The sequence below is a fragment of the Novosphingobium hassiacum genome, assembly GCF_014196055.1.
GTDB lineage: Bacteria > Pseudomonadota > Alphaproteobacteria > Sphingomonadales > Sphingomonadaceae > Novosphingobium > Novosphingobium hassiacum.
The window spans coordinates 424,597-446,492 of record NZ_JACICY010000002.1 but is presented as its reverse complement, the minus strand read 5'-3'; the positions used below and the strand labels follow the sequence as shown (position 1 = coordinate 446,492).

At 63.7% G+C, this 21,896-nt stretch carries 24 protein-coding genes; 8 read left to right on the top strand and 16 right to left on the bottom strand.

From position 1 onward, the window contains the following. Positions 1-50 precede the first annotated feature (50 nt). Positions 51-251 carry a zinc-finger domain-containing protein gene (locus GGQ88_RS06870; RefSeq protein WP_183612369.1) on the bottom strand — a complete coding sequence of 67 codons (201 nt, stop codon included), beginning with the start codon at positions 249-251 and terminating at the stop codon, positions 51-53. A gap of 71 nt (positions 252-322) precedes the next feature. Between GGQ88_RS06870 and GGQ88_RS06865 the strand changes: the two genes are divergently transcribed. Then, positions 323-1,273 (top strand): ABC transporter ATP-binding protein, encoded by a 951-nt coding sequence (locus GGQ88_RS06865; RefSeq protein WP_183612368.1) that lies wholly within the window; start codon positions 323-325, stop codon positions 1,271-1,273. A 21-nt stretch (positions 1,274-1,294) separates the two neighbouring features. Here the strand turns inward: GGQ88_RS06865 and GGQ88_RS06860 are convergent, their stop codons facing one another. Beyond that, the gene (locus tag GGQ88_RS06860; RefSeq protein ID WP_183612367.1) at positions 1,295-1,651 is read right to left on the bottom strand and encodes a hypothetical protein; all 357 of its coding nucleotides are present in this window, start codon (positions 1,649-1,651) and stop codon (positions 1,295-1,297) included. A 15-nt stretch (positions 1,652-1,666) separates the two neighbouring features. On the opposite strand from GGQ88_RS06860, the gene nadB reads away from it, so the two are divergent. Continuing rightward, a complete protein-coding gene (gene nadB, locus GGQ88_RS06855) occupies positions 1,667-3,295 on the top strand; it encodes an L-aspartate oxidase (protein WP_183612366.1) in 1,629 nt (542 codons plus the stop codon). On the opposite strand, the gene GGQ88_RS06850 is transcribed toward nadB, so the two are convergent. From GGQ88_RS06850 to GGQ88_RS06835, 4 genes are all read right to left on the bottom strand, one after another. Further along, entirely contained in the window at positions 3,292-3,819 is a 528-nt protein-coding gene (locus tag GGQ88_RS06850; RefSeq protein WP_183612365.1) for a hypothetical protein, read from the bottom strand. The genes nadB and GGQ88_RS06850 overlap by 4 nt on opposite strands. A gap of 121 nt (positions 3,820-3,940) precedes the next feature. Beyond that, a complete protein-coding gene (locus GGQ88_RS06845; protein ID WP_183612364.1) occupies positions 3,941-4,708 on the bottom strand; it encodes a sulfite exporter TauE/SafE family protein in 768 nt (255 codons plus the stop codon). 27 nt (positions 4,709-4,735) lie between these two features. After that, positions 4,736-4,999, bottom strand: coding sequence for a hypothetical protein (locus GGQ88_RS06840; protein WP_183612363.1), 264 nt, complete (start codon positions 4,997-4,999; stop codon positions 4,736-4,738). Positions 5,000-5,140: 141 nt separating this feature from the next. Continuing rightward, complete coding sequence (locus GGQ88_RS06835) at positions 5,141-5,734, bottom strand: TetR/AcrR family transcriptional regulator (protein ID WP_183612362.1); 594 nt, start codon at positions 5,732-5,734, stop codon at positions 5,141-5,143. Between the two features lie 64 nt (positions 5,735-5,798). Here GGQ88_RS06835 and GGQ88_RS06830 point away from each other — a divergent pair, with 64 nt between their 5' ends. From GGQ88_RS06830 to ribA, 3 genes are all read left to right on the top strand, one after another. After that, complete coding sequence (locus tag GGQ88_RS06830) at positions 5,799-6,155, top strand: hypothetical protein (protein ID WP_183612361.1); 357 nt, start codon at positions 5,799-5,801, stop codon at positions 6,153-6,155. Positions 6,156-6,653: 498 nt separating this feature from the next. Continuing rightward, positions 6,654-7,445, top strand: coding sequence for an exodeoxyribonuclease III (locus GGQ88_RS06825; protein WP_183612360.1), 792 nt, complete (start codon positions 6,654-6,656; stop codon positions 7,443-7,445). Next, on the top strand, positions 7,442-8,506 hold the full coding sequence (ribA, locus tag GGQ88_RS06820) for a GTP cyclohydrolase II (protein WP_183612359.1): 1,065 nt from the start codon (positions 7,442-7,444) through the stop codon (positions 8,504-8,506). Before GGQ88_RS06825 ends, ribA begins: the two co-directional genes overlap by 4 nt. 22 nt (positions 8,507-8,528) lie before the next feature. Here ribA and GGQ88_RS06815 read toward each other — a convergent pair whose 3' ends face one another. From GGQ88_RS06815 to GGQ88_RS06795, 5 genes are all read right to left on the bottom strand, one after another. Next, positions 8,529-8,828: a hypothetical protein gene (locus GGQ88_RS06815; protein WP_183612358.1), complete on the bottom strand. Its 300-nt coding sequence runs from the start codon at positions 8,826-8,828 to the stop codon at positions 8,529-8,531. 57 nt (positions 8,829-8,885) lie between these two features. Beyond that, a complete protein-coding gene (locus GGQ88_RS06810; protein ID WP_183612357.1) occupies positions 8,886-9,227 on the bottom strand; it encodes a hypothetical protein in 342 nt (113 codons plus the stop codon). 177 nt (positions 9,228-9,404) lie between these two features. Then, positions 9,405-10,400 (bottom strand): right-handed parallel beta-helix repeat-containing protein, encoded by a 996-nt coding sequence (locus GGQ88_RS06805; protein WP_183612356.1) that lies wholly within the window; start codon positions 10,398-10,400, stop codon positions 9,405-9,407. Positions 10,401-10,490: 90 nt separating this feature from the next. Then, positions 10,491-10,691, bottom strand: coding sequence for a type II toxin-antitoxin system antitoxin (locus tag GGQ88_RS06800; RefSeq protein WP_183612355.1), 201 nt, complete (start codon positions 10,689-10,691; stop codon positions 10,491-10,493). A 9-nt stretch (positions 10,692-10,700) separates the two neighbouring features. Continuing rightward, a complete protein-coding gene (locus GGQ88_RS06795) occupies positions 10,701-11,609 on the bottom strand; it encodes an SPFH domain-containing protein (RefSeq protein ID WP_183612354.1) in 909 nt (302 codons plus the stop codon). A gap of 289 nt (positions 11,610-11,898) precedes the next feature. On the opposite strand from GGQ88_RS06795, the gene GGQ88_RS06790 reads away from it, so the two are divergent. Both GGQ88_RS06790 and GGQ88_RS06785 read left to right on the top strand, forming a co-directional pair. Further along, the gene (locus GGQ88_RS06790; RefSeq protein WP_183612353.1) at positions 11,899-12,075 is read left to right on the top strand and encodes a DUF465 domain-containing protein; all 177 of its coding nucleotides are present in this window, start codon (positions 11,899-11,901) and stop codon (positions 12,073-12,075) included. Between the two features lie 65 nt (positions 12,076-12,140). Next, complete coding sequence (locus tag GGQ88_RS06785; RefSeq protein ID WP_183612352.1) at positions 12,141-13,121, top strand: TerC family protein; 981 nt, start codon at positions 12,141-12,143, stop codon at positions 13,119-13,121. A gap of 97 nt (positions 13,122-13,218) precedes the next feature. Here the strand turns inward: GGQ88_RS06785 and recQ are convergent, their stop codons facing one another. Then, the gene (gene recQ / locus GGQ88_RS06780; RefSeq protein ID WP_183612486.1) at positions 13,219-15,015 is read right to left on the bottom strand and encodes a DNA helicase RecQ; all 1,797 of its coding nucleotides are present in this window, start codon (positions 15,013-15,015) and stop codon (positions 13,219-13,221) included. Positions 15,016-15,293: 278 nt separating this feature from the next. Between recQ and GGQ88_RS06775 the strand changes: the two genes are divergently transcribed. Further along, positions 15,294-15,563 carry a hypothetical protein gene (locus GGQ88_RS06775; RefSeq protein ID WP_183612351.1) on the top strand — a complete coding sequence of 90 codons (270 nt, stop codon included), beginning with the start codon at positions 15,294-15,296 and terminating at the stop codon, positions 15,561-15,563. Positions 15,564-15,958: 395 nt separating this feature from the next. Here the strand turns inward: GGQ88_RS06775 and metH are convergent, their stop codons facing one another. The 4 genes from metH to GGQ88_RS06755 form a co-directional block, all read right to left on the bottom strand. Then, on the bottom strand, positions 15,959-18,595 hold the full coding sequence (gene metH / locus GGQ88_RS06770) for a methionine synthase (RefSeq protein ID WP_183612350.1): 2,637 nt from the start codon (positions 18,593-18,595) through the stop codon (positions 15,959-15,961). A 115-nt stretch (positions 18,596-18,710) separates the two neighbouring features. Further along, positions 18,711-19,772 (bottom strand): homocysteine S-methyltransferase family protein, encoded by a 1,062-nt coding sequence (locus tag GGQ88_RS06765; protein WP_183612349.1) that lies wholly within the window; start codon positions 19,770-19,772, stop codon positions 18,711-18,713. Next, positions 19,769-20,710: a methylenetetrahydrofolate reductase [NAD(P)H] gene (metF, locus tag GGQ88_RS06760; RefSeq protein ID WP_183612348.1), complete on the bottom strand. Its 942-nt coding sequence runs from the start codon at positions 20,708-20,710 to the stop codon at positions 19,769-19,771. Before metF ends, GGQ88_RS06765 begins: the two co-directional genes overlap by 4 nt. Before the next feature lie 4 nt (positions 20,711-20,714). Next, positions 20,715-21,722: an ArsR/SmtB family transcription factor gene (locus GGQ88_RS06755; protein ID WP_246385583.1), complete on the bottom strand. Its 1,008-nt coding sequence runs from the start codon at positions 21,720-21,722 to the stop codon at positions 20,715-20,717. Positions 21,723-21,896 lie beyond the last annotated feature (174 nt).

Here is a 21,896-nt window from a genome sequence, read left to right as displayed (position 1 = left end):
CGATATAGGAAGCTATGGGCCAACGCGAAAGGCGCAGCCTAACCGATATTTCAGGCCGCCTGCGCCTTGTCCGCCGGGCCGCCGCGCAGCACGAAGCGCTTGTCGCAGTAGCCGCACTCGACAAAGCCGCGCTCGTCGATTTCGAGCCACACGCGCGGGTGACCGAGCGCGCTTCCGCCCCTGATATCGTTGGACCCGTCACACTTGACGCGGGCGGTATCGGACAGGACGGTTTCGGGCGGCTGGTTCATGCCGCCGCGCTAGCAAATGCGTGGCCTTGAGACAATTGCGTTTTGCCCCCGGTTCGGGCAGGCAGCACCGCATGGAACAGACCCCGGCGACGGCCCCCGCAATCCGCATCCGCGATCTCGTCAAACGTTATACCGCCACGGGCAAGTCCGCAGGCAAGCTGGCGCTCGACGGCGTCAGCTTCGACGTGCCGCAAGGACAGATTTTCGGTCTGCTCGGGCCTAATGGCGCGGGCAAGTCGACGCTGATCAACACGCTGGCGGGGCTGGTGACCAAGACGTCCGGTCAAGTCGAAATCTGGGGTCATGACATCGATCACGACGTGCGCAACGCCAAGGCGTCGATCGGGATCGTGCCGCAGGAAATCGTGTTCGATCCGTTCTTCACCCCTGCCGAAGTGCTCAACAACCAGGCCGGACTCTATGGCGTGCCCAAGTCGATGCGGCGAACGATGGAACTGCTGCGCGCGGTCCACCTGGCAGACAAGGCCAACGCTTACGCCCGATCGCTGTCGGGGGGCATGAAGCGACGTCTGCTGATCGCCAAGGCCATGGTCCACAGTCCGCCGGTCCTCGTGCTCGACGAGCCAACCGCAGGCGTCGATGTCGAACTGCGGCGGCAATTGTGGGAGCTGGTCAGCGAAATGAACCACGATGGTGTGACGGTTGTCCTGACCACGCACTACCTCGAGGAAGCCGAGCAGCTCTGTGACCGTATCGCGATCATCAATCACGGCAAGCTGATCGCCAACAAGCCGACGCGCGAGTTGGTAGACATGGCGCGCGAAAAGATCGTTGTGTTGACGCTAGATCGCGACGTGGGTGTTGCGCCGCAGCATGAAACGTTCGCGCGCAGTGTGGCGTCGGGCGAACGACAGATCGAGATCGCCTACGATAAGGATCGCACCAACGCAGGCGAAGTCCTGCTGCAGGTTCAGGGCCAAGGTTACGCGATAGTCGATGTATCTACCCGTGAAGCCGATCTTGAGGATGTTTTCGTCACGCTGACCAGCGTCCCGGCGTAGCCGCAAGTATCTCCACTAACTTTAGTTCTGGTTTATTTGAACTTTGGCCAACTTACGACGCCATCCGCCCTTTTCGAGACGGACGATGTCAGTGCCACAATACCGGCAGGCACTGTCGTAAGTCAGTCCATTCCATTCGATCTTGTCACGGATGGGCCGATGGCGGTTCATTACGCATAGAAGACGTTGTAGTTGCATTTTAGCCTCTGGGCGCAGGCGGTTATACGCAAAGCTACCTAGCATGCTGCGGTTGCGAAGCAAGTGAACAACATCGTTAAGCAAAAGAAAGATTTGTGCCGAATCTGTAAAAAAATCTTTTAATATCAAGTTCTCGCGACACTTTAGGGTCGCAACCCTTTCGAACGGCACTGCCAACATCAAGGAGCTCCGCTTGTGAGTGGAAATGTCACAAACGCGTCCGACAACTCTTTCGCCGGGTCCGCAGCAAACGATGTGCTGGTCATCGGCTCGGGCGCGGCAGGTCTGACAGCCGCGTTGGTGCTGGCGGAGAAATGCCGTGTGCTCGTTCTGGCCAAGGGGGCGCTGGATGGCGGGTCGACCAATTGGGCGCAGGGCGGAATCGCGGCGGTGCTCGACGCGGGCGATACGTTCGAGAACCATATCCGCGACACGATGATCGCGGGCGCCGGACTCAACCGACGCGAGACGGTGGAGTTCGTGGTCGAACACGCGCCAGCGGCGATCAATCGCCTGGAATCGCTCGGCGTGCCGTTCAATGCCGAGGCAGGCGCTCTGCATCTGACGCGTGAGGGCGGGCACTCGCACCGGCGGATCGTTCACGTCGACGATGCAACCGGTGCGGCGGTGCAGCAGGCATTGCTCAAGGCAGCCCGCGATCATCCGAACATCACGCTCCTGCCGGGTCGGACCTGTATTGACCTGATCAGCGGGCGGCACGAGGCTGCGCGCTATTCGGGCTCGGGCCGGATCTGGGGCGTCTATGCGCTCGATGAAGCCACTGGGAAGGTCGAAGCGCACACCGCGCGCGCCACGATCCTGGCAACCGGCGGCGCAGGGCGGGTCTATCAGTTCTCGACTGCACCGCGTGGCGCGACGGGCGATGGCATCGCGATGGCCTGGCGCGCGGGCGCGCGGGTCTGCAACATGGAAATGATGCAGTTCCACCCGACCTGCCTGTACAACCTCGACGTCAAGAATTTCCTGATCACCGAGGCGGTGCGTGGTGAAGGCGGACGACTGATCAATCCGCGCACCGGCAAGCGCTTCATGGAGTTCTACGACCCCGAGCGGCTTGAGCTGGCCCCCCGCGACATCGTGGCGCGCGCGATCGATTCGGAGATCAAGAAGTTCGGGCTCGACTACGTTCATCTCGACATCAGCCACATGCCGGACGAATTCGTGCGCGGACACTTCCCCAACATCCACGATAAGCTGCTTGGCCTTGGTATCGACATGACCCGCCAGCCAATCCCGGTAGTCCCAGCCCAGCATTATACTTGCGGAGGGGTGCTCATCGATCTCGAAGGGCGGACCGACCTGCCCGGTCTTTATGCGGCCGGCGAATGCACCGAGAGCGGTCTGCACGGCGCGAATCGCCTGGCGTCGAACTCGCTGCTTGAATGCTTCGTGTTCGGCGACGCCGCCGCGCGCGATATTCTTCGCCGCTGGGACAGCTTCGACGCGCCACCCGAAGTGCGTCCGTGGGACGAAAGCCGCGTCACCGATTCGGACGAGGAAGTGGTGATCAAGCAGAACTGGACCGAAATCCGCCGGTTCATGTGGAACTATGTCGGCATCGTGCGCACCGACAAGCGGCTCGAACGCGCCGCGCACCGCATTCAGATGCTGTCGGGCGAGGTCAACGATTACTACGGACACTTCCGCGTCACGACCGACCTGATCGAATTGCGTAACCTGCTGCAGAGCGCGGAGTTGATCGTCCGCTCGGCACGGGCGCGGCACGAAAGCCGGGGCCTGCACTACACGCTCGATTATCCGCAAACCGACGAGATCGCCCGCGATACGGTGTTGGTGCCTTAGGCCGCTTCGGCCTCGACGAATTCGGGGTAGAACAACGGCGCGCGGGTGGACCAGCCGTGCGCGGTCGCAGCCGCTTCGCTGATCGACTGCAGCAGGTGCCGCCGCCGGTCCGGACGGATCACTGGCAAGGCCGCTGCGCCGCAGAACGCCGACGGCAGCCACGGCCGTGCCTCGGCTCCGAGCAGGCGTTCATAGAGGAAGCGGAAGGCGGAAAACCCGCCGAGGCGATCCTGCGCGAGGTCGAACGCGGCCAGACGCATCAGACTGCCCATGAACGGCTCGAGCGTTTCGAGACCATCGACCTGCGGCAGCATCGCGCGCAGCATCACCAGATCGCGGTAGGCATTGGTCTGTGCGATGATGGCGGCGATCTCGGGCTCGTCGCGGCCCCAGCGGGCCACCGCATCGCCGCGACCGAGCGCAATATCCAGGCTGCGGCGGATGTAGCGCTGCTCGCCCGGAGCAAAGCTCGCAAATTCCCGCAGTTCCGCGATCGTCATTCCGCTGGCATCGAAGCGCGCCATGTCTGCCCTCCAGCCGCTAGTCACTCCGCGCGGCTGTTGCAGTGTGGCACAGCGTGGTTAACGCGGAGTAACCACAGCGCGGCGCGAGGCCTGCGTCCGAACCCCTAGCCTGCGCTAACGATCAGGAAAACGCGTTATAGGCCCCGTAGAGACTGGTCAGCGTGAGCACGGTTCCCACCAGTATCAGCATCGTCTTGGCCGGGATGTGCTTGGCCGCCCATGCGCCAAACGGTGCCGCGGCCAGTCCCCCGATCAGGAACCCGAGCGTAGGCCCTGCCAGGTCGGCAAACCCGAGATGCCAGATGAAGGTTGCCGATACCGTGAGGGTCAGAAAGAACTCGACGGTGTTGACCGTGCCCACCACCTTGCGCGGATCGGCACCCTGGATCAGCAGGTTGGAAGTCACGACCGGACCCCAGCCGCCACCGCCAACCGCATCAAGAAACCCGCCGACAAGCCCGAGCGGGGCAACCCACCCCGCTTCGCGGATCTTGGGCGGATACAACAGGCCGCGCAAAAGCAGGTAGATGCCGATCGCGCTGAGGTAGAGCAGCACCCACGGCTTCACCAGCGACGCATCGAGCGACGACAGGACGTAGGCACCCAGAATGCCGCCAGCCATGCCCGGCAGCAGCAGGCGCAGGAACAGCTTCTTGTCGACATTACCGTGGATGAGGTGGCTGATGCCCGAAGTTGCCGTGGTGAAACACTCGACAAGGTGCACGCGCTGCGAGGCAAGTGCCGGCGGAATGCCGAGCACGCCGACCATCAGCGTGTTCGAGATGACCCCGAACGCCATGCCGAGCGCGCCATCGACCATCTGCGCGGCAAATCCCACGGCGATGAACGGCAGCAGTGCCGTCCAGTCGAGCCCGGCGAGAAAGTCCATATGTTCACCCCTGTCTGCGGCCTTGCGCTAGCCGCGATCACCCGCTGCACGAATAGAGAAATTATACTCTACCCCAAAGAGAGAGTTTTTCGCGACGAAACGATGACGATCGCTTTCTGTAGCGGAAGTGCGCTGCTTCCGCGCGGCGGTATCGTGATCTTTAGCGGCGCGTCGGCCCGCTTGCGCGGTCATATCGGATTCGTCGGATACGCCGTCCGCGAAGATGGGCTTGCGTGACCTTGGGCAGCCGATGGCGCGCGACTCGTGCCGCAGGGGTGTCATGTTGCGCATGTCGCCATCAATGGGGCGATTAATGGCGAGCGCGTCAATTCGAGCCTGCCGCACGTCAAGGACGCGACAGGCTCTTATGGCTCCGCGCTGATGTCCTGCCAGTGTTGGCAAGGCCGACCCCGACCACTCCACCAATTGGGATTAGAGCCGGGCCGTTTTGTTGCGCATGGGCAAGGGTGCGTCATCCGGGCTCGTCGCACGCAGATCCAGCAATTCGCAAAGTCTATCTACCATGGTTTGCTCGGGCGGCCCATCGTCAAGCAGAATAGAACCGAGATAGGCAGAATAGGCAATCCTGGCATTGGCGCGCATGGCATCGCGTGGGCCACCGGTTGCCTCAAACATCTCGCCAAGCAAGCGAAGCCGGCGAGAGTTGACATTTTTCACCGCGCGGTCCGCCTGTGCATCGCTTGTCGCCCAGCGGAAGATGGCGCGTTCCAGTGCCTGTGGTGCGGTGAACGCGTTTTGGATCAGCGGCTGCAAGGAAGCGGCTGCCTCGTAGTTCCCAGCAATCGAAGCCCGCTCAAGTGGGCCATCGACTGCCAGTCCCTCCCATTCCTCCAGGACCGCTCGATGGAAGGCCTTCACATCGGCAAAGTGCCAGTAAAAACTCCCACGAGATACTCCAAGCGCGGTAGCCAGACGGTCAGGGTTCAGTGCCTTTACCCCGCCGTCGGTTAGCGCTCGAAGCGCAGCCCTCAGCCAATCCTTTCGAGTGAGCCTGTTGGTCTCCATGGTCACAGCCTTGACAAGAGTAGATCGGAGTAGCAATACCATACATCAATGTATGGAGGCGTCGATGACCGTTTGGATGGTTGCGGTTGGTATCAGTTGTGTGGCCGCAGCCTGCCTGCACGGCTATCTTGGCGAAGTGAAACTGATCGGCCCCGCGACGTTTCCCACTCGGCAATCAAGATTGCTCGTGAGCGCGATGTGGCAATTCAGCACGATGATCTGGATCGGCTGTGGTGTCTTGATCGCAGCGTCACCGTGGCTGTTTTCGGATTCCGACCGGCCTCTTGCAATTCCCTTGATCTGTTCACCAATTCTGTTCGGCGTGGTCGCAAACGGGTTGATCACGCGAGGTCGGCATTTTGGTTGGAAGGTGTTTGCCGCGATTGTCGTGGCCGCTATGGGCGGAGCAATCCTGGCGTGACCGAACTCTACAAGCGGGGCCAGCAGGCCCTCGCTGCCGCGCGCCTTCATTGCGGACGGACTCTCCATGGTTTCAATCGCGCTCCGGTCGATATCACCGCGATCCCAAACCTTCGATTCCCTCGTCACACAAAAAGCCATCTGATCGCGCGGCAACCAATGCCTCAATCGTGCGTCAGGTAATCTTGTCCCTTCGCAATTTTTCGCCAGCAACCCCCGGCGTCCAGCGATCACCGGGAGATCACCAGGGCGGAAATTGCCGCCAAGGGACGAAAGCCGTATCGTATGTAAGATACTGAAAAAACAAGGTAGTTCGACGCCAGAGGTAGCCCTCAATGCGTCTCCAGCGAAAGTACTGCGTCTCACACCGAGGCCTTGCCTTCACTGACGGAACATCCAAAGACACTACCGCAAAGCCGCGGTGCTACCGGTCGATCCTCCCGATCCTACCCCACATCCCATCTAGCAATCGCCACCCCGCGACCCTAAAGCCGAGCGCATGATCTCGGTTGCCACATGGAACATCAATTCGGTCCGCTTGCGCGCCGAGCAGGTCGAGCGTTTTCTGCTGCAGGAGGCGCCCGATGTGCTGTGCCTGCAGGAGATCAAGACGCCAGAGAACCTGTTTCCGCACGAGGTTTTCGAGAAGCTCGGCTACACCCACCGCGCGGTGCATGGGCAGAAGGGCTATCATGGCGTCGCCACGGTCAGCCGCATTCCATTCCGCGATTTCAGCAAGCATGACTGGCAGGACAATGGCGAGGCGCGGCATATTGGCGTGGAACTCACCGGCCCGGGCCAAGGCCTGATCATCGAGAACGTCTATATCCCGGCGGGCGGCGATGTGGCCGATCGCGAGGTCAACGCCAAGTTCGGGCAGAAGCTCGACTTCCTCGAGCGCATGACGCGCTGGGCCGAAAAGATCGAGCGCCCGACGCTGATCGTGGGCGATTTCAACATCGCGCCGCTCGAGTGCGACGTCTACAATCACAAGGCGCTGCTCAAGGTCGTCAGCCATACGCCGCTGGAAGTGGAAACGCTGCAGCGGTTCGGCGATGCGCATGGCTGGGTCGATCTCGGGCGCAAGCATATCGCTGCGCCCGAGCGCAACTATTCGTGGTGGTCGTACCGGTCGTACTGGCGCGAGAAGGACCAGGGGCGCAGGCTGGATCACATGTGGGCCTCACCCCAAGCGGCGGCGCAATCGCGTGGGCATCGCTTCGTCGAAGAGACGCGGCGGTGGGAGCAGCCTTCGGATCACATCCCGCTGATCACAGAGCTGGACCTTTGAGCGACGCGCGAAACGTCGCCCGCGCTTTGGATGCGCTGCGCCACGGGTGGGCGATCCGGGTGACCGGGGTGGACGGCGCGCTCGACCTGTTGCCTGCTGAAACCGCGTTCGTTCAACCGGGAATCTATGCCGCGCGCCTGCTGATTTCCGATGCGCGCGCGGCGACACTGAAGCTTGCCAACCAGCGCGATGCAGCCGTGCCCGAAGCGCCAGTGCTGATCCGGGGGGCTGAGCCGTTCAGCCTTTCTGGCGCGCGAAATCTGGCCGACCCGGCACAGGATCTGGGCAATCCCTTGCGCGGTCCGTTCAAGGCCGATCCGATCGAGCCGCGCGAGGCGGCGGTCGCGGCGATGGAACTGGCGCGGCTGGCGGGAATCCTGCCCGCATTCATGGTCTCGACCGGTGTGGAAATCGCTGCCGAGGTTTCGGCGGAGGAGTTGGCGGTATTCAAGGACCCGCGCGGTCTGACCATTCAGGCGCGGGCGCGGTTGCCCGTCGCGCCGTGCGACGATGCCGAGATCGTGGCGTTCCGCGCCCGGGACGACTTGCGCGAGCATGTCGCGCTGGTGCTCGGCGTGCAGACGAGCGAGCGCGAGCCGCTGGTGCGGTTGCACAGCGAATGCCTGACCGGCGACGTGCTCGGCAGCCTCAAGTGCGATTGTGGGCCGCAACTCGATGGCGCGCTGGCGCAGATGGCCGATGAGGTTGCCAAGGGCGGCTGGGGCGTGCTGCTGTACCTGCGGCAGGAGGGGCGCGGGATCGGGCTGATCAACAAGCTGCGTGCCTATGAACTGCAGGACCAGGGGTTTGACACGGTCGACGCCAACGAGCGGCTGGGCCTGCCGAGCGAGGCGCGCGACTTTCCGGTGGCCGTACGGATGCTCGACCTGCTCGGCGTGTCGCGCGTGCGGCTGCTGACCAACAACCCGATGAAGGTGGCGGCGTTGCAGGAACTGGGAATCGAGGTGTCCGAGCGCGTGCCGCACGAACTGCCCGCCAATCCCCACAACGCGCGCTACCTTGCGACCAAACGCGACCGCTCGGGACACCTGTTGCGCTAGCCCGTCGCGGTCGCGGGTTGGGTCAGAGCGCCCGCCAGGCGATCAGCAGCACAGCAACGGCGATGGCTGCGGCGAACGCCAGGGCCCAGCCCATGTCCTTGAGCGTAAAGCGATCGAGATGTTCGGCGCGGAAGCGGCGATAACCGCGTTCGGCCGCCGGATTGCTGGCGACCATGCCGACGTCGAGCGCGGTGGCGTCGTTGCGGAACCAGTTGACGAGCAGGTTGTGCTCCTGCGGGGTGACATCTGGATAGGCGGACAGCAGCGCCTCGACATGGGCGCGACGGGCATCGGCCGCAGATGCGGTGTAGGTTTTTGACATTTCTTGATTCCTGACATGCGTTTGGGCAGCGCCGGAGGGTACGGCGCGGGCGGCAGGTCAGGTGATCGGGGGTGCCCGTGGTGCGGGACGCAGCAACAACGGCGCCGGTGCCGGGGGCGCTGTCTGCGGCGGCCAAGCGTGGGCGAATTCAAGGAGTGGAGGTGCTGCGGGGAGCGGTGCCAGAAGGACTGGCGGCGGCGCTACCGGCAGGGCGACACGCTGCACGGTAAGCCGACGCTCGGGCGCAACCGCAAGGTCCACCGTCGCCGCGCTGAATGCCGATCCGGTTCGCGCGACAAGCGGCGCGTCGAACGGTGCGGCGGCGTGGAACAGCACGGTCAGCGCCAAGAGCGCGGCCCAGAACCTTGCGGTCAGGCGTGTGGATGACAGCGTGTGCACTTGGGCCAAGGTAGGGGGTAGCCCGCACTGGGGCAACCCATAGGCCCTCACAGACTCTCTCCATCCACTCGTCCTTGCGGGCGAAGCATCGCGATCCAGAGCGCCAACGTACTGTGCTCTGGATGGCTCGGTCGCTGCGTTCCTCGCAATGACGAAGCGTTGAGTTGTGGTGCGGGTCTAACGCTTTTCGAAGCGGGTCAGGCCCTGCCCGAGCGTATTGCTGCCGATCGAGAGTTGATCGCCCGACCAGTCGGCAACGAAGGCCGACGAGCGGCTGATGCCCGGAGCGAAGCGCGCGTCGTTGCCCGCAATGGCAAGGCCGCTCGAACTGTGCACGCGGCCCTCGGCGGCCACGGCGATGAACGCGCTGTAGTTTTCCTTGTCCTTGCCCTGGACGAAGACGTTGTCGGTGATGCGTCCGGTGGCTCCGGCGGGGACGTCGATCATGTAATTGGTGGTCTGCCCTGCAGTATCGTCAAAGCTCGATTCACTGACTTCGACGCGACCGGCGCGGCTTTTGACGTAGTGCCCGCCCCTGCCCGCTTCGAAGCGGCTGCGGCGGATGGTGACGCTGCCATAGTCGCCGAAGTAGACCGAGTGCGCGCAGGACAGCCCGCGATCACAGCGACCCAGGCGGGTGAAGGTCGACTTCTCGATCAGCACGGCGGCAGAGGGGTCGTCGGCCGAGAGGATGCCCTGTTCGCTGTCGCGGAACCACGACTGGCGCACGGTCAGGTTGCCGTGTTCGAGGCGGATTCCCGAGCCGTTGGCGTCGGGCACGCGGATATTCTGGAAGATCAGCCCTTCGACGCGGGTCGAGCGACCGCGCGCGACGATGGTCGCCTTGCCCTCGCAGGCAGCGCCATCGAAGATCGTCTGGCCGGGTATCTGCGCGACAAAACCGACATCGCCCGCCTGCTGGACCGCGCAATCGCGATAGGTGCCGGGTTCGATGCGGATCGTGGCGGTGCCCTCGCCGATGGCGTTGACCGCGTCCTGCAGCGCGGCGAAACTGCGGCCGCTCTCGACGATCGTGTAGGGCTTGCGCTGTTCCTGCGCGAACAGGGCACTGGCCGGGATTGCTGCCAATACGCCAAGCGCCAGCAGGAAAATCCCGACCCGTTGCTTGTGGTGGCGGCGGCCTGCAACCGCAAAGGGATTGGCTTGGGTCATGTACATCTTGTGCTATCCGGCGGGCGAGTTTGCCATGCCGTGGATAGCGACGAATGGTTGACATGCCGTTGCGTTCCGGCGGGAACCGGATCAATCGATCTTTGGCGGACGCCCCCGACGTGGAGCTTCGGTCGTGGCGACTTTCACCCCGCGCCTGCCCAGCGCCTCGCGCAGGAGAACTTCGATCTGGGCATTGGCCGAACGCAGGTCCGCCCCTGCCGCGCGCTCGATCGCGGCGAACAGCGCCGGATCGATGCGCAACGGGAAAGCCTTTTTCGGCGGCGGGGCCATCGGCAGGCCTTACTGGTACAGCGTACCGGCGTTGATGACCGGTTGCGCATCGCGTTCACCGCACAATACGACCATCAGGTTCGAGACCATCGTCGCGCGGCGTTCGTCGTCCAACTCGACCACGCCCTTTTCCGAAAGCTGGTTGAGCGCCATTTCGACCATCGACACCGCGCCTTCGACCAGCTTGCGGCGTGCCGAGATGACCGCTTCGGCCTGCTGGCGCCGGAGCATGGCCCCTGCGATTTCAGGCGCGTAGGCCAGGTGGGTCAATCCGCATTCGTCGACGGTGATCCCGGCAAGGATCAGGCGGGCGTTGAGTTCGGTGCGCAGTTCGGCGTTGATCTGGTCATGATGGCTGCGCAGTGTGACTTCCTGATGCTCGATATCATCATAGGGATAGCGCGAGCCGATCGAGCGAACAGCGCTTTCGATCTGGACATAGACGAACGCCTTGTAGTCATCGACATCGAACAGCGCCTGCGCGGTATCCGACACGCGCCACACCACGTTGCAGGCGATCTCGATCGGGTTGCCGCGCAAGTCGTTGACCTTGAGCTTTTCCGAAACGACGTTGTTGGCGCGCACCGAAATGCGGTTCTTGCTCATCCACGGCCAGACCCAGCGCAAGCCGTGGCTGCGATCGGTGCCCCGATACGAACCGAACATGGTGATCGCGGCGGCCTGGTTGGGCTGGATCATATAGAAGCCCTTGGCGATCAGCACGAACAGGACGGGACCGAAAAATATCCCGGCAAGGAAGCCCGGAACATCGGCGTCGGTCGGATTGCCCGAAGCAAAGCCCAGTATCCGCGCAGCGGTGAGCACGAACACGACGATCAACAGGCCGAGCATGAGATACCCGCTGGTGGTCCACGCTGTGGTTTCCTGGCTGGCGGCTTGCGTACGCGAATCGGACATCGGACTTCCCCCTTAAATATGATATCATATTAATATCAATTCAGGTTGCACCCGCAAGCGGATTCGGATGGCTCTTGCAATCCGGAGCGAATCACTCCACATTCAAGTCGCGGACCGGGCCCCTCTGGCGCGGCGATTTGGCCACTGATGGCAAGTCGCTTGCGTGATGTCGGACCGCATCGGGTGATGCCGATGTCTTGTGGTCCGGATCTACTAACCCCTCCTTCCGGATCTGGCTTCAAGGCTCGGCGCACCCGATCGTTGCAACCGCTTCGATAGGGAGCTTGATATGTCCGATCGTTATTTCAGCCTGCTTGAACGTCACCAGAAACTCGACGAGGCGCTGCGGCTTGCCCGCCGCAGCCGCTGGGTCGATCCGTTCGAGATCGCGCGGATCAAGAAATTGAAGCTGATGGTGAAGGACCGCCTGTCCCGCCTGCTTCCGCGCAAGTCCGTCACACTTTGACATAGAGGAACGCCGCCCGTGCTACTGCATTTGCAGTCGCACGGGCCGGTTGATGGAGTAGCGTGATGGAATTTCTGTTTGCCGACTGGCTCGGCACCCCGGCGTGGTTCTGGCTGGCGTTTCTCGGCCTTGTCGTCGCGCTGACCGCGTTCGATCTTGGCGTCCTCCACAAGGAGGACAAGGCCATGGGCATAGCTGAATCGCTGCGCCTGACCGCATTCTACATCACCATCGCGCTGGCCTTCGGCGCGTGGGTCTGGGCCGAAAAGGGCGCGGATCTGGGGATGAAGTACTACACCGGGTTCTTCATCGAGAAGGCCTTGTCGATCGACAACGTGTTCGTGATCAGCATGATCTTCACGTTCTTCGCGATCCCGGCAAAGTACCAGTATCGCGCGCTGCTTTGGGGCATCGTCGCGGTGATCTTCCTGCGTGGCGGGATGATTGCGGGTGGCGCGGCGCTGGTCGAACAGGCCTACTGGGTGCTGTATATCTTCGCAGCGTTCCTGGTGTTCACCGGGATCAAGATGTTCTTCACCTCGGATCACGATCCCGACATCGGCAACAATCCGGTGGTGCGCTGGATCAGCCGTCACATGCGCGTGACCAAGGACCTGCACGACCAGCACTTCTTCGTGAAGGTGCCCGATGAAAAGACCGGCAAGTTGGTCAATGCGGCGACCCCGCTGTTCCTGGCGCTGGTAGTGATCAATCTGGCCGACCTCGTGTTCGCGGTCGATTCGGTCCCGGCGATCTTTGCGATCACCACCGATACGTTCGTGGTCTACACCTCGAACATCATGGCGATCCTTGGCCTGCGCGCGCTGTACTTTGCGCTGGCGGCGATGATCGACCGGTTTGCCTACCTCAAGTACGCGCTGGCCGCGGTGCTGGTGTTCATCGGCTCGAAGATCTTCGTCTCCGACTTCCTGCTGGGCGGGGACAAGTTCCCGCCGGTGATGAGCTTGGCTGTAACGCTGGGCCTGATAGCGGGTGGCGTGCTGTTCTCGTTGTGGAAGACGCGGGGGATGGCGTTGAAGGCTTGAACCTAACTTCGTCATTCCCGCGAAGGCGGGAATCCAGGCGCGCTAAACGCGTTACATCTGGGTCCCCGCCTTCGCGGGGATGACGAACGGGGGGTGCTCAGAACTGCCGGATCACTTCAAGGAAACGATCGCCGTGGGCTTCGAGCTTCTTTGCTCCTACTCCGCCGATCTGGCCGAGTTCGGAGGCGCTGGCGGGACGCGACGCCGCCATTTCGCGCAGGACCGAATCGTGGAAGATGACATAGGGCGGCAAGCCTGCCTCGCGCGCGATGTCGCGGCGCAGACTGCGTAGCGCGTCGAACAGCGAATCGCCGACCGGGTTGAACACCGCGCCCGGTGCGCCCTTGCGGCGGCTGCGACCTTCCTTCTTGGGAACGACGACGAGCTGGACCTCGGCCTCACCCTTGAGGATCGCGCGGGAATCGCCGCCCAGGGCCAACCCGCCGTGTTCGGTCGAGACCAACGCGCCCCTTGCCTGCAAGGCGCGGGCGAGCGGGCGCAGCAGCGGAGCTTCGTCGGGGGTGACAATGCCGTAGACCGAAAGCTGGTCGTGGCCGCGCTGGAGCACGCGTTCGTCGGGGACCCCGGTCAGGACCTTTTCGATATAGCCGAGTCCGAACAGCTGCCCGGTGCGGTAGATCGCCGAGAGCAGTTTGCGCGCCACGGTGGTGCCATCGGTGATGCCGGGCGCCTCGATACAGTTGTCGCAGTTGCCGCAAGTGGCGGGCGGGTCCTCGCCGAAGTGGCGTAGCAACAGGGCACGGCGGCAGTGCGGCGTTTCGACCAGCATAGCCAACGCATCGATGCGGGTGCGTTCCCCCGCGCGGCGGTGTTCCTCAACCTCGGCCAGACGCTGGCGGGCACGCGCGAAATCGTCGGCGGCCCACAGCATGACCGCGACCGCAGGATCGCCATCGCGCCCGGCGCGGCCGGTTTCCTGATAGTAGGCCTCGATCGATTTGGGACAGGCGGCGTGCGCGACGAAGCGCACGTCGGGCTTGTCGATGCCCATGCCGAACGCGACCGTGGCGACCATGACCATGTCTTCGGATGCAACGAAGGCCGACTGGTTGGCAGCGCGGACCTGCGCGTCGAGCCCGGCGTGGTAGGGCAGCACCTGCCTGCCGCCGGTGCTCAATTGCCCGGCGAGCTTTTCGACCTGGGCGCGGGTGGGCGCATAGATGATGCCCGGACCCGGGTGCTCGTCCAGCAGCGCCTGCAACTGGCGCAGCGGGTTGTCGCGCGGGCGGATGGCGTAGCGGATGTTGGGCCGGTCGAAGCCCGAGACGATCAGGCCCTCGGTGGGAATACCGAGCTGTTCGAGAATGTCGGCGCGGGTGTGGCGATCTGCCGTTGCCGTCAGCGCGAGGCGCGGGACATCGGGGAACGCGTCCATCATCGGACGCAGCAGGCGGTAATCGGGGCGGAAATCGTGGCCCCATTCAGAGACGCAATGCGCCTCGTCGATGGCGAACAGCGAAATGCGGCCGCGCGTCAGCAGTTCGCGGAAGTGCTGCTGGCTGGCGCGTTCGGGGGCGACGTAGAGCAGATCGAGATCGCCGTTGCGGAAGCGTTCGATCGTCTCTTCGCGGTTGGTATCGACGCTGGTCAGCGTGGCCGCGCGGATGCCGTTGGCGGTGGCCGCGCGCAGCTGGTCGTGCATCAGCGCGATCAGCGGCGAGACGACGACACAAGTGCCCTCCATCATCACCGCGGGCAACTGATAGGTCAGCGATTTGCCGGCGCCTGTCGGCATGACCGCGAGCGTCGACTGCGCGGCGAGCACGCGATCGACGACCTGAGCCTGCACGCCGCGAAACGCAGGGAAGCCGAACACCGCGTGGAGCGCCTCGGCGGTATCGGCATAGATCGGGCGCGGTTTCGGCTCGCGCAGGACGAGGGGTTCATCCGCATCGGGAAAGCCTGAAAAGATGCCTTCCTCGAAGGCCTCGTCGGGCAGGTAATCGAGCTCGTAGGGTCTGTCGCCGGAAGTCACGCAGCGGCCTATGCCAGATCGAGGGGCGGCGGCAAAGCGCAGGCTCAGCCAAATGTGGGTTACCGCTTAACCATTCGCGCGCTCCGGCATCGCGCATGGTTTCGATTAAGCGGCTCTTGGGCACCTTGCGCCACGATTGCACCTGACGGCGGGCTTTCCGCTTGAAGGAGCAGGCGATGGGATTTGAGCCGCGAGGCGCGTTCGTAAAGCGCGAGGAACGCAAGGCAGCGTGGGAGAGCGAAGTCGAATTCGCCGAGATGGCGCGGGTGCTGAAGTCGCTCGCCACCGAACTCGGGCAGGATACCGATGCCGCGATCGACCAGTTGGCGCAGCACGGACTTGGCGCGGCGCTGGGCGTATTGGCCGGACAGTCGGGCAGCAATGTCGAGAAAGATTACCTGCGCCGCCGCGCGCAGGGGCGCATCGCGGCCAGCGGGATGCAGTGATGCTTCGTCATCCCCGCACACCCCCTGGTCATTCCCGCATACCCCTTCGTCATTCCCGCCCCCCCCTCGTCATCCCCGCGAAGGCGGGGACCCAGCCGCACCGACTCTGGGGCCCCGCCTTCGCGGGGATGACGAAGAGAGTCAGCAATGGGGATAACGAGATTTGAAAAGGCGGTCGGCCTGTGGAGGGCCGCTGCCTCCCACCCCCTTCCCCGTTCCTGGCGGGGGAGGGGGACCAATTTTCACGCGCGGGGGATCACCGCCGCGTCGCAGCCCCACCCCGCTGCGACTAGGGCCACTGCGTGACCCAAATCTCGCGGCCCTCCCGCTGGCGGGAGGGCTAGATGCACACCCAGATTCCCCCCTCCCGCAAGCGGGATCGGGGGTGGGCATGTTCAGTCGAGATTCGGACGCAACCAGCGTTCCATCGTCGGCAGGTCCATGCCGCGACGGACGGCGTAATCGGCCAACTGGTCGCGACCGATGGTAGCGACGCCGAAGTACGAGCTCTCGGGATGTGCGAAGTAGAACCCCGAGACCGCCGAGGTCGGCAGCATCGCCTGTGATTCCGTCAGGATGATTCCGGCGGTTTCGGTAGCATCAAGCAGGTCAAACAGGATCGGCTTGAGCGTGTGGTCGGGGCACGCCGGATAGCCCGGAGCGGGACGGATGCCGCGATACTGTTCGCGAATCAGCGCCTCGTTGGTCAATTGCTCGCCCGGCGCATAGCCCCACAACGTGGTGCGGACGTGCTGGTGCAGACGCTCGGCAAAGGCTTCGGCGAAGCGGTCGGCCAAGGCCTTGAGCAGGATGTCCGAATAGTCGTCGTTGTCCGCCTTGAAGCGGGCGAGGTGTTCGTCGATGCCGTGGATGCCCACCGCGAAACCGCCCATCCAGTCGCCCGCCGGATCGATGAAATCGGCCAGGCAGAAGTTGGCGCGGTCGCGGCTCTTGATCACCTGCTGGCGCAGGAACGGCAGGCGAATTGAGAGTTCATCGTCGTGCGGGTGCAGGACGACGTCGTCACCGTGCCGTGCGCAGGGCCAGAACTGCGCGACGCCGCGCGCAGTCAGCCACTTCTCCGAGATGATCTTGTCCAACATCGCGCGGGCATCCTCGTAGAGGCCGCGCGCGCTTTCGCCGATCACCTCGTCTTCGAAGATCGCGGGGTAATTGCCCGCGAGCTCCCACGCGCGGAAGAACGGCGTCCAGTCGAAGCAATCGACTAGGTCCTGCAGGTCCCATGATTCGAACACGTGGCGGCCGGGTTGTGCTGGCGGCGGGGCCTTGTCCGACAAGTCGGGCTCGAACGCATTGAGCCGCGCGTCTTCAAGCGTGAGCAGCTTGGACGCGCCCTTGTTGGCGCGGGCTTCGCGGACGTGCTGATATTCGGCGGCGGTCGCCTTGATGAACGGGTCGGCCTGCGTATCGGACAGAAGCTGCGAGGCGACGCCGACCGCGCGGCTGGCGTCAAGCACGTGGACGACCGGACCGTCATAGGCCTGATCAATGCGCAGCGCGGTGTGAACCTTGCTGGTGGTCGCGCCGCCGATCAGCAGCGGAATCGACATCCCGGCGCGCTTCATTTCCTCGGCTACGGTGACCATCTCGTCGAGCGATGGCGTGATCAGGCCGGACAGGCCGATGATGTCGACGCCTTCCTTCTGCGCTGTGTCGAGGATCGTCGACCATGGCACCATCACGCCGAGGTCGAGCACTTCGTAGCCATTGCACTGCAGGACCACGCCGACGATGTTCTTGCCGATATCGTGGACGTCACCCTTGACCGTGGCCATGATGATCCGGCCCTTGGCCTTGGCGCCCGGCTCCTTGGCCGCTTCGATATAGGGGATGAGGTGGGCGACGGCCTTCTTCATCACGCGGGCGGATTTCACCACCTGCGGCAGGAACATCTTGCCCGATCCGAACAGGTCGCCAACCGTGTTCATGCCCTCCATCAGCGGGCCTTCGATGACCTCAATCGGCCTGCCGCCGCGCGCGTCGATTTGCGCGCGGGCTTCTTCGGTATCGGCGACGATATGCGCGTCGATGCCCTTGACCAGTGCGTGCTCCAGACGGCGCACGACGTCCCAGCCGCGCCATTCCTCGGCGGCCTTTTCGGCGACGACGTCCTTGCCCTTGTAGCTTTCGGCCAGGTCAATCAGGCGCTCGGTCGAAGTCTGTTCGCCCTCGACCGACTTGCGGCGGTTGAGCACGACGTCCTCGCACGCCTCGCGCAGGGCGGGGTCGATCTGGTCGTAGATGTCGAGCTGGCCTGCGTTGACGATGGCCATGTCCATGCCAGCGGGAATCGCGTGATAGAGGAACACCGAGTGCATCGCGCGGCGCACGATTTCGTTGCCGCGGAAGCTGAACGACAGGTTCGAGAGACCGCCCGAGATATGGACGTGCGGACAGCGCGCCTTGATTTCCCGCGTGGCCTCGATGAAGTCGACGCCGTAGTTGTCATGCTCCTCGATGCCGGTGGCGACCGCGAAGACGTTGGGATCGAAGATGATGTCTTCGGGCGGGAAGCCGATGCCGGTCAGCAGGTCATAGGCGCGCGCGCAGATCTCTACCTTGCGCTGCTTGGTATCGGCCTGGCCCTTCTCGTCGAAGGCCATGACCACGACCGCCGCGCCGTAATCCATGCATTTGCGGGCGTGGGTGAGAAAGGCCTCCTCGCCTTCCTTCATCGAAATCGAATTGACGATCGGCTTGCCCGAAACGCACTTGAGGCCCGCTTCGATCACGTCCCACTTCGAACTGTCGATCATCACCGGCACCCGCGCAATATCGGGCTCGGCCGAGATCAGCTTGAGATAGGTGGTCATCGCCTCGACCGCGTCGAGCAGACCCTCGTCCATGTTGACGTCGATCACCTGCGCGCCGTTCTCGACCTGCTGGCGCGCGACTTCGACCGCCTTGGGGTAATCGCCCGCAAGGATCAGCTTCTTGAACGCGGCGGAGCCGGTGACGTTGGTGCGTTCGCCGACGTTGACGAAGCTGGAGCCGGATGGGGTGGTGTTCATTTTCTACTCCCCCCTCCCGCTTGCGGGAGGGGTCGGGGGTGGGTTCTTTTCTTTGGAGTGGGCGCTGTGGCGCCGCCCACCCCTAACCCCTCCCGCTTGCGGGAGGGGGACTAGATTACGCCGCCATGATAAATGGTTCGAGACCTGCCAGCCGCGTCGCAGTTTTGGGTGCCGGCTGGTTACGCGGGGTCAGACCCGCGACCGCCTTTGCCATCGCGGCGATGTGCGCGGGCGTCGAGCCGCAGCAGCCGCCGAGCACGTTGACCTGGCCGTGGTCGGCCCATTCCTTGACGAGGCTTGCGGTGGTCGCGGGCATTTCATCATATTCGCCGAGTTCATTGGGAAGCCCGGCGTTGGGATAGACCATGATCAGCGTGTCCGCGATTTCGGAGAGCGATTTCACATGCGGACGAAGCTGGGTCGCGCCGAACGAGCAGTTGAGGCCGATCGTCAGCGGCTTGGCATGGCGCACCGCGTACCAGAACGCCTCGACCGTATGGCCCGAGAGGTTGCGGCCCGAAAGGTCGGTCAGGGTCATCGACAGCATGATCGGCACTTCGCGGCCCAACGCCTGCTCGACCTGGCGTACAGACATCACGGCGGCCTTGGCGTTGAGCGTGTCGAACACGGTTTCGATCAGGATGAAATCCGCGCCGCCTTCGATCAACGCGAAGGCCTGCTCGGCATAGACGTCGACGAGGTGATCCCAGTCGATCTCGCGAAAGCCGGGATCGTTGACGTCGGGGCTGAGCGAGAGCGTCTTGTTGGTCGGGCCGATTGCGCCTGCCACGAAGCGCGGGCGACCGTCTTTCGCGGTGAATTCATCGGCCACGCGGCGGGCAAGCTGCGCCGACTGGACGTTGATTTCGCGCACGAGGTGTTCGGCGGCGTAGTCGGCCTGGCTGATGCGGTTGGCGCTGAAGGTGTTGGTTTCGGCGATGTCCGCCCCTGCAGCAAAGTAGGCGCGGTGGATCGATTCGGGCACTTCGGGCTTGGTCAGCGCGAGGATGTCGTTGTTGCCCTTCTGGTCCTTGGCCAGGCCCAGCGAGCCAGCATAGTCGGCCTCGGTCAGCTTGAAGTTCTGGATCTCGGTGCCGAACGCGCCATCGGTGATCAGGATGCGTTGCGCTGCCTGTTCGAGCAGGGCGAGACGGGCGGTGGAAGGGGCGAGAGTCACGCGGCTTTCTCCAGCGCGGGGCGTGTCGGACGCAGGCCAAGCAGGTGGCAGATCGCGTAGGACAGTTCGGCGCGGTTGAGGGTGTAAAAGTGGAAGTCGCGGACGCCACCGGCATAAAGACGGCGGCAGAATTCAGCCGCGATGGTAGCCGCGACCAGCTGGCGCGATCCAGGGTGCGTATCGAGACCTTCGAACAGCCCATCCATCCACGCCGGGATCACCGCGCCACAGGCCGCGGCAAACTTGCGCGTCTGGGCGACGTTCGAGACGGGCAGGATGCCGGGCAGGACGGGCGCGTCGATGCCCGCTGCCGCCAGCTTGTCACGGTAGCGGAAGAAGATTTCGGGCTCGAAAAAGAACTGGCTGATCGCACGGGTTGCCCCTGCGTCGAGCTTGCGCTTGAGGTTGTCGAGATCGGCCTGCTCGCTGGGCGAATCCGGGTGCGATTCGGGATAAGCGGCGACCGATATCTCGAACGGGGCGATAGTCTTGAGGCCTGCCACCAGTTCGGCGGCGTCGGCATAGCCTTCGGGGTGCGGGGTGAACGGCACGCCCGGTGCGCCCATGTCGCCACGCAGCGCGACGATGTGGCGCACGCCTGCTTCCCAGTAGCCTTCCGCAACTTCGCGGATTTCGGCCTTGGTCGCATCGACGCAAGTGAGGTGCGCCGCAGCGGGAAGCTTTGCCTCCTTGATGATCCGCGCGACGGTGCCGTGGGTACGATCGCGGGTCGAGCCGCCCGCGCCGTAGGTGACCGAGACAAAGCGCGGCTCGAGCGGGGCGAGCGTTTCGACCACATCCCACAGCTGCGTCATCAGCGCGTCGGACTTGGGCGGGAAGAATTCGAACGAGACCGAGATGTCACCGGGAAGTCCGGCAAACAGCGGGGTATCAAGGGCGGTGCGCGCCTCACGCAACTGATCGTAGCTGGCGTTCATGGGTCTAGGCCTTCCGGACTTGCCGAGTATCGAGTTGGGTAATGCTGTCTTCGCGGCGCGTGGCCGTCCACAGCTTGACGACGAGTTCGTGCCCCGCGAGCGCGCGCGTAGCCTGCGGGACGAAGCCGCTGTCGAGCAGCATCGCCTCGATCTGCGCGTCGGAAAAGCCGAGGCGGGCATGGGCATGGGTCTGGCGCAGGTCTTCGCGATCGTGCGCGGCGAAATCGACAATGGCGACGCGGCCACCGGGGGCAGTGACACGGGCGGCACCGGCCAGCACGGCTTCAGGAGCCTGCGCATAATGCAGCACCTGATGGAGCAGGACGGTATCGAAGCGGCGCGCGGCGAATGGCAGTTGCGCAAAATCGCCCTGGACCAGTTCGACCGAACCTGCGGGTAAGTGCTGGAGCCGCGCGCGCGCGATGCGCAGCATGTCGGGGCTCTTATCGAAGGCGACGACCTGACTTGCCTGCGGGGCAAACAGTTCGGCAATACGGCCGGTGCCGGTGCCGACATCGAGCAGCCGCCCCAGACCGCTATCGCCGTGGGTCAGATCGGCCAGCATTTCGCCAAGCGCTGCTTCAACTGGACCATCGGCGATGTGCAGCGAGCGCAGTTCGTCCCATTCCTCCGCGTGGCGCGAGAACCAGTCGAGCGCGTGGGATTCGCGCGCGGTCCGGATGGCGTCGAGGTGCTGGCGGTCTTCGGCGCAGCGACGCCCGAACGCCGCGTCCTCCTGCTCGGCAACGGCAAGCAGCCGTGCGATGGCACAAGCCAATGGATTTTCGGAACTATCGCCCAGCGAGCTGCGCAGGAAGACCCATGCCCCTTCCTTGCGCCGTTCGGCGAGGCCTGAATCGCACAGGATCTTGATATGGCGCGACACACGTGGCTGGCTTTGGCCCAGCACTTGCGCCACTTCGCCGACCGCCAGCTCCATGCTGGCGAGGAGACGCATGATGCGCAGGCGCGTCGAGTCATCAAGTGCGCGAATGGCGTCGTGGATATTCATCTGCACACCCATATAAAGAAACCTTTATATCCGTCAAGAGACTTAAAGAGTTCTTTATATCATATGTTACGGTTGTTGCGACGACTTGATTGCACGATGCAATTGCGTTCGCCATACCGCCCCGATAGAACAAGGGCTTGAGCGCCGCGCACGTGGCGTTACCGGTTAAGCGGG